Genomic DNA, 13,013 nt, shown 5'->3' with positions numbered 1-13,013 from the left:
GGATCGGGAACCGGGATATTGCCAGTCTTCGACGACCTAGCCTCGGTGGTCGTGAGCACCGTCCTGCCCGGCCGCACCGCGCAGTGGGCCGCCCTCGGCGAGCAGCTCGATCTGCTGCGCCGCGGGACCGGCGGGGTCGCGCTGCTCGACGGGCCACCCGGCTGCGGGCGTACCGCACTGCTCGACGCCGTCACCGCGCGGGCCGCGGCGACCGGGACGACGGTGCTGCGGGCCACGGCGTCCGCGGCCGAGCGGCCGGTGCCCTTCGGTGTCGCCGCCCAGCTGTGCGGCCGTCCGCTGCCCGACCCGGGCCCGGACCAGGCGGCCCGCGCGCTGCGGGTGGAGGAGCTCGGCGCGGCGCTGCCACCCGGGCCGGTGCTGGTGGCGGTCGACGACGCGGGCGAGACCGACGACGCCTCGCTGGGCCTGCTGTGCTGGATCGCGCGCCGGACCGGTCCGGGGCGACCGGTCCTGCTGCTGGTCGCCGCACCCGGTGCCGCGCTCGCCCACGACCTGCGGCGCTGCCCGGCGGCCCGGGAGCACGTCGTCGGCCCGCTGGACGCCGACGCGGTCGCCGAGGTCTGCCGGGCCCGGCCGGGGCCGGGGCCGGAGGCCGTGCTGGCGGCCACCGGCGGGCACCCGGGGCTGGTCGCGGCGCTGCTCACCGACCACGCGGCCGGGCGGACGACGGTGCCGGGACCGGCGCTGGTCCGGGCGGTCGAGGTGCTGGTCGCACGGCTGCCCGAGGGGGCGCCGCGGCTCGCGCTCGCCCTCGCGGTCACCGGCCGCCGGACCGCGCCGCCGGCGACCGGCGCGGTACCGGGCCCTGCCGAGCCGCGGCGGTCGGCCGCGACCTGTGCGCTCGCCGCCGCCGGGCTGCTGACCGGCGACGAGCTGCCCGGCGGGGTCCGCGACGCGGTCCTGGCCGGTGTGCCCCCCACGGAGCTGCGGGCCCTGCGGCTGCGGGCCGCCGAACGCCTGCACGACCGCGGCGCTCCGGTCGCCGACGTCGCCGGGCGGTTGGCCGAGGCCGGTGGGGCCCTGCCGTCGTGGGCGGTCGGGGTGCTGGTCCGCGCCGCGGACGAGGCGCTGTGCGACGGGCGCACCGCCACGGCCCGCACGCTGGCCCGGGCCGCGGTGACCGCGGCCGCCGGTGCCGACCCCGCCCAGGTCCTGGCCGCGGACGCCTGCGCCACCCGCGCCGAGTGGCGGGCCGGACCGGGCCTCGCGGACCGCCTGCTGACCCGCCCGGCCGCTGCCGTGGCGCAGCTGCCCGGCCCCGAACTGGCGCCGCTGCTGCGCCGGCTGCTCTGGCACGGCCGCACGGACGAGGCCGGTGCGGTGGCGGCGCGGCTGAGTGCCGTCGGGGGCCCGGAGGCGGGGGCCGTCGAGGGCTGGCTGGTCCGCACCCACCCGGGGTCCGTCGGCCCGGGCCCGGCTCCGCTGTCCCCGCGGCCGGGACCGGTCCCGGGCGACCCGGCCGTCCCGGCCTGGACGGCCGTCGCCGACGCGCTGGCCGCGGTGTGCACCCGCGACCGGCGGGCCGAGGCCGCGGCGACCGCCGAGCAGGCGCTGGTCCGTGTCCGGCCCCGGGACCACGCGTGCTGGTGGCCGGAGGTGGCGTTCGAGCTGCTGCTGGTGCTGGTCTACGCGGGACGGCCTGCCGTCGCGTGCGAGCTGGCCGCGGCGATCGCGGCCGAGGAACCGCCGGGCCCCGGGCGGGCCCTGGTCCGTGCGGCGGGCGCGGAGGCCGCGCTGCGGCTGGGTCGGCTCGGGGCGGCGGGCGCGGCGGCGTCGGCGGCGCTGGAGATCGGACCGGGGGACTGGGGCGTGGCCTGCGGGGTGCCGCTGGCCACCGCGGTCGTCGCGGCCACCCGCGCAGGCCGGCTCGGCGACGCGGCCGCGCTGCTCGCCCGCCCGGTGCCTCCCGCGCTGTTCGGCACCCGCTACGGACTGCACTACCTGTTCGCCCGCGGCGAGTACCACCTGGCCGCCGGCCACGCGCACGCCGCGCTCGCGGACTTCCTGTCCTGCGGTGAGCTCGCGGTCGGCTGGGGCCTGGACCGGCCGGGTCTCGTGCCGTGGCGGGCCGGAGCGGCCGCCGCCCGGCTGGGTGGGACCACCCCGCGGGACGAGGGCCGCTCCGAGGCCCGGCGGCTGCTCCAGGAACAGCTCGCCGCGACCGGCGCGGGCCCGTCGGGGGAGCGCGGCACGGCGCTGCGGCTGCTCGCCGCCGCGGGTCGCAGCGCAGGCCGGGAGCAGGTGCTCGAGGAGGCGGTCGCCGTGCTGGAGGCGGCCGGGGACCGCTACGGGACCGCCCGGGCACTCGCCGACCTGGCCCGGGTGCACGCCGGAGCGCGCCGGCACCGACGCGCGCTGGCCACCGCCCGGCAGGCGCTGACCCTCGCCGTCGACTGCGGGGCCGACGCGCTGGCCACGACGCTGCGCGCCCACTGCACCGCGGATCCCGATCCGGAGCGGGGCCGGACGGCCGCGGTGCTGACCGCGGGCGAGCGTCGGGTGGCGGAGCTGGCCGCGGCGGGCCTGACGAACCGCGAGATCGCGCAGCGGCTGCACATCACCGCCAGCACCGCCGAGCAGCACCTGACCCGGGTGTTCCGCAAGCTCGGCGTGCGGGACCGCACCTCGCTGCCGGCGTCCCTCGGACCCGGCCCGGCCGCGGAACCGGAAGCGGCGTCGGCGTAGACCGCCCGCGTTTCAGCAGGCGGCGATCACCGCGCGCGCCTGGGCCGGGTTCAGGCGGGGATCGCACGGTGACTCGTAGCGGGCCGCCAGCGCACCGGGACCGGGGACGTCGGCACCGACGCACTCGGTCACCGGGGTCGCGGCGGTCTCCAGGTGGAGCCCGCCGGCGTGCAGCCCCGCCGCGGCGAGGACCTCACCGAACGCGCGCACCTCGGCGACGACGTCGGCCAGCATCCGGGTCTTCGTCCCGTCGGGCGTCCGCACGGTGTTGCCGTGCATCGGGTCGCACAGCCACACCACCGGGTGGCCGGCGTCGCGGACCGCGGCGACCAGCGGCGCGAGCAGCGTCCGGACCCGGTCCCGGCCCATCCGGGAGACGAGGGTCAGCCGGCCGGGGGAGCGGTCCGGGTCCAGGAGCGCGCACAGCCGCCGCAGCCGGTCCGGCGTCGCGGTGGGACCGACCTTGCAGGCGACCGGGTTGGCGACCCGGGCGAGCAGCGCGACGTGTGCCTGCCCGGGGTCGGCGGTGCGGTCGCCGATCCACGGCAGGTGGGTGGAGGTGAGGTGGTCGTCGCCGCTGACCGGGTCGTGGCGCACCTGGGGTCGCTCGTAGTCGAGCACCAGCGCCTCGTGGCTGGTGAAGGGCCCGGTCCCGGACCGCGACGGGTGCGCGCGGACCCCGGCCAGCACCGTGGCCGCCGCCCGGTGGGCACGCACCAGGCGGTCCGGGTCGGGCCTGCGGGCCAGCTCGTCCGGCTCGGGTGCGTTCACCAGGTCCCCGCGGTAGACCGGCAGGACGACACCGTCGTGCTCCTCCACCGGCGACGACCGCGGCTTGGCGTACTGGCCGGCCATCCGCCCGATCCGCAGCACCGGGTGCCCGGTGCGGTCGGAGAGCAGCGCGGCGAGCGCGTCGAGCTCGGCGAGCCGGCGGGCGGTGTGCCCGGCGCCGCACTCGTCGAGCCGCTCGGCGCAGTCGCCCGCCTGCAGCACCACCGCCCGCCCCTCGGCGGCCTCGCCCAGCGCGTGTCGGGCCCGGGCGATCTCGTCCGGGCCGACCAGCGGCGGGGCCGAGGCGAGCCTGCGCACGGCGCGGCCGAGGCCCGGGTGGCCCGCCCAGTCGGGCTGCTGCGCGGCGGGCGGCCCGGCGGGGTCCGCCACGGCCGGCGCGGCCGGGATGGCGGACCGGGTCACGGCCGCGGTCCGGCGACGGTGCGGGCGATGCCCTCGATCTCGACCAGCAGGTCGGCCCGGCAGACGTCCACGACGAGGTAGCGCACCTCGGCGTGCGGGGACAGGGTGGCCTCGACGATCGCGCGCACCGTCGGGACGTCGTCCGCGTGCCGCACGTACACCTTGACCAGGTCGAGGTCGTACAGGTCGGGGACGGCCCCGGCGGCCGGGCCGGAGGCGGCGAGAACGCGGGCGATGTTCTCCAGGGCGAGCCCGGTCTGGCGCTCGACGTCGCCGTGGAACCGGGTGAGGTGCCCGGTGATGCTCGCGGTGCCCGACACGTACACCGGTCCGGGCCCGTCCAGCACCAGCCGGGTCGCGCGGGCGAACCTCGGCGCCTCCGGCCCGTACCGCTTCGGGTAGCGGTAGGCCGCGACCTGCTGCGGGTTCTCGGCCGGCGTGCCGTGCCCGTTGCGGCTGGCCAGCAGGTAGAACATGATCCCGTCGCCGCGTGCGCCGATGCCGGTCGCGGCCGGGACCTCGGTGTCGGCGAACCCGTTGCGGCGGAAGGCGTGCGCACGGCCGAGGCAGAAGTCGCGGTAGACCTCCAGCCCGTCGGCGTTGTCCTCGTTGATCCGGTTGACGAAGTTCCACATCCGGAAGCAGCGGGTGTGGCCCAGCTCGTGCATCAGGTCGATCGCGGTGGTGTACGCCGAGCGGGTCGCCTCCGCGTAGCTGTCGGCCTCGGGGATGTGCCCGGCACAGAGCAGGAACTCGTCGTCGCGCGACCACACGATCCCGTCGGTGCTGCCCGTCTCGACCGGGCCCTCGGTCGTCCACACCTCGGAGAACGCGGGCAGGTCCGCGGTGCCGGTGCCCATCCCGAGCCCGAGCCGGGGATGCCCCCCGGTCAGCGACGCGCCGGTGGCGGTGTCGCCGTAGTCGATCCGGCCGAGCACGGGGCGGGTCGCGCAGTAGGCGTCGGCGTCGGTGATGTCGACGAACGCGGCGGCCGGGGCGCGGCCGGGGGCGGGGTGTCGGGGGAGATCGGTGCGGGGCTGGAACTGGATCTGCGTCACGTCGGCTTCCCGTTCGCGTCGGTGAATGGGGCGGACAGTGCGGCGGCGTCGCGGAGGAACGGCAGCGGAGCCTCGGCGGAATCGCCGTGGAATCGCCGTGGAATCACCGTGGAATCACCGTGGAATCGCCGTCGAATCCCGGAGACATCTCAGGGACGTCGTGGAGGAATCGCGGCGGAATCGTGCGGTCGTCGCTCGTCCCGACGGTAGGTCCGATCCCGTGGCGTCGATCCGGCCGGACACGTCACAGGGGGGTTCCAGGGGGTGGGCAGGGGGTGGGGAATCCGTTCAGGACTGAGGATTCGCCGGTCCCGTCGCACCTACCGTCACGCCGGATCTCGACCCAGGGAGACGGCATGTTGCGCACAGAGCTGATCCGGCCGCTGCACGAGCTGGTCGCCGGGCACGCCTCGGAGCGGGGCGACACGGTCGCCTTCGCCGACCGGGTCCGGTCGGTGACCTACGCCGAGCTGCACGTGCGCACGGGTCGGCTCGCCGGGCACCTGGCGGCCCTGCGGCTGCATCCCGGCGACCGGGCGGTGATCCTGCAGGGCAACGCGGTCGAGGTGGTCGAGAGCTATCTGGCGGTGCTGCGCGCGTCCGGCGTCGCGGTGCCCTGCAACCCGGCCGGGTCCGCCGACGAGCTCGCGCACGTCCTCGACGACAGCGGGGCCCGGGTCGTGCTCACCGACCCGGCCCACCTGGAGCAGGTGCTCGGCCTGCTGCCCGGTCGGTCCTCGGTGACGGTGCTCGTGACCGGGGACGGGCCGTTGCCGCGGGGGGTCCACGGCTACGAGCGCCTCGCCCGGACCGAGCCCCCGCAGCCCGCCCGCGACGACCAGGACCTCGACGACGTCGCGTTCATGCTCTACACCTCGGGCACCACCGGCAGCCCCAAGGGCGTGCTGTCCACCCAGCGCAGCTGCCTGTGGTCGGTGGCGGCCTGCTACGCGCCGATCGTCGGGCTGGCCGCGGGGGACCGGGTGCTCTGGCCGCTCCCGCTGCACCACAGCCTCGCCCACGTGCTGTGCGTGGTCGGGGTGACCGCGGTCGGCGCGACGGCCCGGCTGATGGCGGCCTTCGACCCGCACGACGTCCTCGCCGAGCTGCGCGCGGGCTCCTACACCTTCCTGGCCGGGGTCCCCGCGATGTACCACCGGCTCGTCGCCGAGGCCCGCGCCGCGGGCGGGGTGCCGAACGGCCTCACCCGGGCCCTCACCGCGGGCTCCATCTGCCCCGGCCCGCTGCGGACCGCGTTCGAGCAGACCTTCGGGGCCCCGCTGCTCGACGGCTACGGCAGCACGGAGACCTGCGGTCTGATGGCGGTCAACTGGCCGACCGGGGCCACCGTCGACGGGTCGTGCGGGCTGCCGGTGCCCGGCATCGCACTGCGCCTGGTCGGCGACGACGGCCGTGACGTCGACGCCGGCGCGGAGGGTGAGGTGTGGGTCCGCGGACCGAACCTCATGGTCGGCTACCACGGCCGCCCGGACGCGACCGCCGAGGCGATGCCCGGCGGCTGGTACCGGACCGGTGACCTAGGCCGGTTCGACGAGGCCGGGTACCTCACCATCACCGGCCGCACCCGCGAGCTGATCATCCGCAGTGGTGAGAACGTGCACCCCGCCGAGATCGAGGACGTGCTGCTCGGCGTGCCGGGCGTGGCCGACGCCGCCGTAACCGGCCGCCCGCACGAGGTGCAGGGCGAGGTCCCCGTCGCGTTCGTCGTCGCCGGGCCCGGTGGTGTCGACCCCGACGCCGCCCTCGCCGCGTGCCGGGAGCGGCTGGCGGCGTTCAAGGTGCCCGAGGAGCTGTTCGAGATCGACCGGGTGCCGCGCACCTCGTCGGGCAAGATCACCCGGCACCTGCTGCTCGACGGTCCGGCCCGGCTGCGCGCCACCGCGGGCGGCCGGCACCGCACGGTGCTGCGGACGTCGTGGACGCCGTTGCCGTCCACCCGCACCGGGGTGCGCGAGCTGCCGCGCCGCTGGTCGGCGGCCGGCGGGGCCCCGGCCGACCTGCACGGGATCGCCGGGGTGCTCGACGCGCTCGGCGTCGACCGCGACGCCGAGGACCCGGAGATCACCGTGCTGGCCGCCGTCGTGCCCCCGGCGGGTGGTCGTGGCGTTCCCGACGCGGCGTCCGTGGCGACGGCGACCCGCGACGCCGACGCGCGTTGCCGTGCACTGCTCGCCGGTCCCGGCCGGGTCGTGGCCGTGACCGTCGGCGCGGTCGACCCCGGCGGTGACCCGGGTGCCCCCGACCCGGCGGCCGCCGCCGTGTGGGGCGGGCTGGCCGCGCTGCAGGCCGAGCACCCCGACCGGCTCGTCCTGCTCGACACCGACGGCACACCCGCCTCGGCCGACGCGCTCGCCCTGGCCGTCGGCACCGACGAGCCGCGGCTGGCGCTGCGCGAGGGGGTCGCCCTGGTCCCGCGGCTGGCCCCGGCCGGCCCGCCCGACGCTGGCACAGCGGCCCCCGACCCCGACCCGCGCGGCGCGGTCGCCGTCGCCGGGGCACCCGGCCCGCGCACCGCGGCGCTGGTCCGCCACCTGGTCCGCGGCCACCGCCTCGGCCAGGTCCTGCTGTGCGGGCCCGACGGGCTCGGCGACCCCGCGATCGCCCGCCTCGCCGGGGAGCTGGACGACCTCGGCGCGGCCTGCGCGGTGCACGACACCGACCCGGCCGACCCCGACGCGCTCGCCGCCGCCCTGGCGTCCGCACCGCGGCCGGTGACCGTGCTGGTGCACGCCGACGGCGAACGGGGTGCCGACCTCGACGCGGTGCTGGCGGGCGCGCTGCACTGCGACCGTGCCTCCCGGTCGGCCGCGCGGGCGCCGGCGCTGGTCCTCACCGGGACCGTGCGGGGTGCGCTCGGTTCGGCCGGGTGCGGCGCGGAGTCGGCGGCCGCGGCGTTCCTGTCCGCGCTCGCCGCGGCCCGGGTCCGCGACGGTCTCGGCGGCTGCGTCCTGGCCTGGGGCGACCCGGAGCCGGAGGTGCCGCCGGCGGCCGGGGTGGGCGCCGTCGCGGTCGAGGAGGTCGCCGCCGCGGCCGACGTGGCGTTGCCCGCCCGCGCCGACGCCGTCGTCGTCCGGCTGGAGGCGACGGAAACGGGGACACCCGGGCCGGTCCCGGTGCTGTTGCGCGGCCTGCTCGAGACCGTCGCGGCCGCGGGCCCCTCGGACCCGGTGCGCGACGCCCTGCGCGCACGGGTGGAACCGCTGGACGAGGCCGGGCGCACCGCGGCGTTCACCGCGATCGTGCGCACGGCACTGGCCGAGACGCTGGGCGTCGACGTGCCGGCGTCACGGGACGGGCGCGCGTTCCGCGAGGCCGGCCTGAACTCGGTGGGTGCGGTGCAGCTGCGCAACCGGCTGGCCGCGGCCACCGGGCTGGAGCTGTCCGCGGCGGTCGCCTTCGACCACCCGACCCCGGCGGCGCTGGCAGCGTTCCTGCGGGCCGGGGTCCTGGGCGAGACGGCGCCGTCACGGCGTGCGCTCCCGGCGCGGCCGCCGTCGGACGACGACCCGGTGGTGCTGGTCGGGACGGCCTGCCGGTACCCGGGCGGGATCGCCTCGCCGGAGGACCTGTGGCGGGTCCTCGACGCCGGCGGGCACGTGATGGGCCCGTTCCCGGACGACCGGGGCTGGGACCTCGCCGCGCTGGCCGGCGGGGCGAGCGCGACCCGGGAGGGCGGGTTCCTGTCCGGCGCCGCCGACTTCGATGCCGCCTTCTTCGGCATCTCGCCGCGGGAGGCCCTGGCCAGCGATCCCCAGCAGCGGCTGCTCCTCGAGAGCGCCTGGGAGCTGTTCGAACGTGCCGGGATCGCCCCGGACTCGCTGCACGGCACCCGGACCGGTGTGTTCGCCGGGGTGATGTACCACGACTACGGCAGCGGTCACGCCGGTCCGCCGCAGGGCACCGAGGCGCACTGGGGCGTCGGCACGGCGGGCAGTGTCGTCTCCGGCCGGATCGCCTACCAGCTCGGGCTGGAGGGGCCGGCGATCACGGTGGACACGGCGTGCTCGTCGTCGCTGGTGGCGCTGCACCTGGCGGCGCAGAGCCTGCGGGCGGGGGAGTGCGACCTGGCCGTCGCGGGCGGCGTCACCGTGATGGCGACGCCGGGCAGCTTCGTCGAGTTCACCCGCCAGGGCGGGCTCGCCCCGGACGGGCGGTGCAAGCCGTTCGCCGAGGCCGCGGACGGCACCGCGTGGTCGGAGGGGGTCGGGCTGCTGCTGCTGGAGCGGCAGTCCGACGCCCTCCGCAACGGTCACGAGGTCCTCGCGGTGCTGCGGGGGTCCGCGGTGAACTCCGACGGCGCGTCCAACGGGCTGACCGCCCCGAACGGGCCGTCCCAGCAGCGGGTGATCGACGCGGCGCTGGCCGCCGCCGGGCTCGGCCCGGACGACGTCGACGTCGTGCAGGCCCACGGCACCGGCACCACGCTGGGGGACCCGATCGAGGCCGAGGCGCTGCGCGTCGCCTACGGCGACCGGTCGGAGGAGCTGCTGCTGGGCTCGGTCAAGGCGAACCTGGGCCACACCCAGGCCGCCGCCGGGGCCGCCGGGGTGATCGCGATGGTGCAGGCGATGCGGCACGGGGTCGTGCCCGCGACCCCCGGGGTGGACGCGCCGTCGTCCGCGGTGGACTGGGCGGCCGGGCCGGTACGGTTGGTGACCGCCGCCGAGAAGTGGCCGGACCGCGACCGTCCGCGCCGGGCCGCGGTGTCGGCGTTCGGGATCAGCGGTACGAACGCCCACGTCGTGCTGGAGCAGGCCCCCGGCAGCGGGACCGGCGCAGCGCGGGAGCCGGCGGGCACCGAGGCGTGGTTCGTCTCGGCCGCCACCCCCGAGGCGCTCGACGCCCACGTCGGCCGGATCACGGCGGTGGCGGGTGGGCTCCCGCGCGGCGACGTCGCGCACGCGCTGGTGCACGGCCGGTCCCGGTTCGAGCACCGCGCGGTGCTGCTCGCCACCGACTCCGGGGTGCGGGAGGTCGCGCGGGGGCGGGCCGTGCCGCGGCGGGTCGCGGTGCTGTTCTCCGGCCAGGGCACCCAGCGTCCGGGGATGGGGCGTGACCTGTACGGGCGCTTCCCCGCCTTCGCCGAGGCGTTCGACGAGGTGCTGGGCCACCTCCGCCCGGGGCTGCGCGAGATCGTGTGGGGCGACGACGCCGAGCGGCTCGCCCGCACCGGTACCGCCCAGCCCGCCCTGTTCGCGTTCCACGTCGCGGCGGCCGCGCTGCTGCGGTCGTGGGGGGTGACACCGGCGCTGGCCGGCGGACACTCGATCGGCGCGCTCGCCGCGGCGCACCTGGCCGGGGTGCTGGACCTGGCCTCGGCCGCCCGGCTGGTCACCGCACGCGGCGAGCTGATGGAGGCACTGCCCGGCGGCGGCGCGATGGTCGCGGTGGAGGCGGGCGAGGACGAGATCGCCGCCCACCTGGGACCGGAGGTGGCGCTGGCCGCGGTGAACGGCCCGTCGGCCGTCGTGCTGTCCGGGGCCGCCGACGCCGTCGACGCGGTCGCGGCGTCGTTCTCCGCCCGCGGCCGCAGGACTGGCCGTTTCCCGGTCTCCCATGCGTTCCACTCGCACCTGATGGAACCGATCAGCGTGCCGCTCCGCGAGGTGCTCGACGGGCTCGACCTGACGCCTGCGCGGATCCCGGTCCTGTCCGACGTGACCGGTACGGTCGTCGACCCGGCGGCGCCCGCCGACCCGGACTACTGGGTCCGGCACGCCCGCGGCACGGTGCGGTTCGCCGGCCTGGTGGCGGCCGCGGCCCGGGCCGGGGTGGACACCGTCGTGGAGCTCGGCCCGGACGCCACGCTGTCCGGTCTGGTGCCCGACGCGCTGCCCGTGCACGGCGACGTGCTGGTCACCCCGCTGTGTCGGGACGGCCGGTCCGAGGTGGACACCGCGCTGACCGCGGCGGCCCGGCTGCACGTCGCGGGCGCCGCGGTGCGCCCCGCGGCGCTGGTGCCGGGGTCCGGGGCGCCGGTGCCGGAGCTGCCGACCTACCCGTTCGACCGTCGCCGGTTCTGGCCCGAACCGCCGGCCGGCGGGGCGGGCGGGGTCCCCGAGGTCCCTGCGCTGTGCGAGGAGTGGGTACCGCTGCAGAATCCGCCGTCGGTCCCGGAGCGGGTCCTGGTGGTCGTCGACGGCGGGCGTCCGGCCGCCGCCCTGACCGGGGTGGGCGCGTCGGTCGGGTTCCTGGACGCGACCGGTCTCGACCGCGCCGCGCTGGCCGCGGCGTTGGCGGACGCCGCGACCGACCCGCCGGACGTCGTGCTGTCGCTGCCCGTCGGGGACACGGCCGACACGGCAGGCGGGGAGGTCCCCGCCTCGCTGCTGCGCCGGGTGACCCTGGCCGGTGCGCTCGTCGACGCCGGGGTGCCCGCCCCGCTGTGGTGCGCGACGACCGGGGCCGTACCGGTGGGGTCCGGGGAGGCCGCCGGAGAGGACACAGCGGACACAGCGGTCGTGAACCCGGAGCAGTGCGCCGTCTGGGGGTGGGGTCGTTCGGCCGCGCTGGAGGACCGACTGTCCTGGGGCGGCCTGGTCGACCTGCCCGCCGAGCCCGGTCCGGCGACGGTCGCGGCACTCGCCTCCGTCCTGACCGGCGCGTCCGGCGAGGACCAGGTCGCGATCCGGGACGGAGCCGCCTTCGGCAGGCGGCTGGTCCCCGCCCCGACCGGGGACCGGGCTGCTCCGGTGTTCCGCGACACCGTGCTGGTCACCGGAGGCACCGGGGGGCTCGGCGCGCACGTCGCCCGGCACGTCGTCCGCCGCGGCGCCGCACACGTGGTCCTGGCCGGCCGCCGCGGCGAGGCCGCCCCCGGCGTGGCCGCGCTGGTGGCCGAGCTGAGCGAGGCCGGGGCCCGGGTCACCGTCGCCGCCTGCGACTGCGCCGATGCCGCGGCGCTGAGGGCCGTCGTCGAGGCGGTACCGGCCGACCTGCCGCTGCGCGCGGTCGTGCACGCGGCCGGGGTCGACACCGGTGACGCCGCCGCCGCGGACCTGACCACCGGGGGGCTCGCCGAGCTGTTCGGGCCCAAGGTCGGCGGTGCCCGCGCGTTGCGGGAGGTCACCGCCGACGCCCCGCTGGAGATGGTGGTGCTGTTCTCCTCCGCCGCCGCCACCTGGGGCGGCGCCGGGCAGGCCGGGTACGCGGCCGCGAACGCCCAGCTCGACGGCATGGCCCAGGCCTGGCGTGACACCGGCGTCCCGGTCGTGTCGCTGGCCTGGGGACCCTGGGCCGGGCAGGGTCTCGCGGGCCGCGACGGCGTCGCCGACCGCATGCGACGTCAGGGTCTGCTGCCGCTGGACCCGCGGGCCGCGATGGCCGCGCTCGACGCCGCGCTCAGCGGAGAGCAGGCCGTGCGCACCGTCGTCGACGTCGACTGGGAGCGGTTCGCCCCCGGGTTCACCGCGGTCCGCCCGAGCCCGTTGCTGGCCGGGGTACCGGACGCGGCGCGGGCGCTCGCCCCGCCGGAGCCGACCGGCCCCGGACCGGCCGCACTGCCCGCGGTGCAACGCCCGGCGGCGGTGCTGGACCTCGTGCGCCGCGAGGTCGCGGCGGTCCTCGGCCACCCCGGCCCGGCCGACGTCGACCCGGACCGGTCGTTCCGGGACCAGGGCTTCGACTCGATGGCGGCGGTGGAGCTGCGCGACCGGCTGCGGGTCCGCACCGGGCTGCCGCTGGCCACGGCCCTGGTGTTCGACCACCCGACCCCGAAGGCGGTCACCGCGCACCTGGTCGCGGCACTCGCCCCGGCGTCGGAGCCGGACCCGTCGCCCGCGGCGGCGGTGGATCGGCTGGAGTCAGCGCTCGCGGCGGGTCTGCCCGACCCGGCCGAGCGCGCCCCGCTCGAACGTCGGCTCGCCGCGGTGCTGGACCGGCTGCGTGCCGGGGACCGGGCCCCCGGCCGGGACGGCGCGCCCGTGACCGGTGGCCCCGACGACGACATCAGGACCGCCGACGTCGACGACCTGCTCGACATCATCGACGCCCAACTCTGACCCGGGCCCGACCCCATCCCGGCGACCGGCAGGA

The 13,013-nt window shown here is 78.3% G+C and carries 4 protein-coding genes; 2 read left to right on the top strand and 2 right to left on the bottom strand.

Going from position 1 to position 13,013, the window contains the following annotated elements; genetic code table 11:
* Nucleotides 1–51: 51 nt before the first annotated feature.
* Nucleotides 52–2,706: a LuxR family transcriptional regulator gene (locus Ae717Ps2_RS40060; RefSeq protein WP_158071501.1), complete on the top strand. Its 2,655-nt coding sequence runs from the start codon at nucleotides 52–54 to the stop codon at nucleotides 2,704–2,706.
* A gap of 12 nt (nucleotides 2,707–2,718) precedes the next feature.
* Here the strand turns inward: Ae717Ps2_RS40060 and Ae717Ps2_RS15170 are convergent, their stop codons facing one another.
* Both Ae717Ps2_RS15170 and Ae717Ps2_RS15165 read right to left on the bottom strand, forming a co-directional pair.
* Nucleotides 2,719–3,900, bottom strand: coding sequence for a 3-deoxy-7-phosphoheptulonate synthase (locus Ae717Ps2_RS15170; RefSeq protein WP_233147571.1), 1,182 nt, complete (start codon nucleotides 3,898–3,900; stop codon nucleotides 2,719–2,721).
* Nucleotides 3,897–4,958, bottom strand: coding sequence for an FkbO/Hyg5 family chorismatase (locus tag Ae717Ps2_RS15165; protein ID WP_158071500.1), 1,062 nt, complete (start codon nucleotides 4,956–4,958; stop codon nucleotides 3,897–3,899). The genes Ae717Ps2_RS15170 and Ae717Ps2_RS15165 overlap by 4 nt, the downstream gene beginning before the upstream one ends.
* A gap of 356 nt (nucleotides 4,959–5,314) precedes the next feature.
* On the opposite strand from Ae717Ps2_RS15165, the gene Ae717Ps2_RS15160 reads away from it, so the two are divergent.
* A complete protein-coding gene (locus tag Ae717Ps2_RS15160; protein ID WP_075306861.1) occupies nucleotides 5,315–12,979 on the top strand; it encodes a type I polyketide synthase in 7,665 nt (2,554 codons plus the stop codon).
* Nucleotides 12,980–13,013 lie beyond the last annotated feature (34 nt).

This window comes from Pseudonocardia sp. Ae717_Ps2 (assembly GCF_001932475.1).
GTDB lineage: Bacteria > Actinomycetota > Actinomycetes > Mycobacteriales > Pseudonocardiaceae > Pseudonocardia.
This window is presented reverse-complemented; position numbering and strand designations above follow the sequence as displayed.

What these genes read in the sequence shown, in the direction of transcription:
- Ae717Ps2_RS15160 (WP_075306861.1), top strand. Translation starts at nt 5,315, where the DNA reads ATGTTGCGCACAGAGCTGATCCGGCCGCTGCACGAGCTGGTCGCCGGG.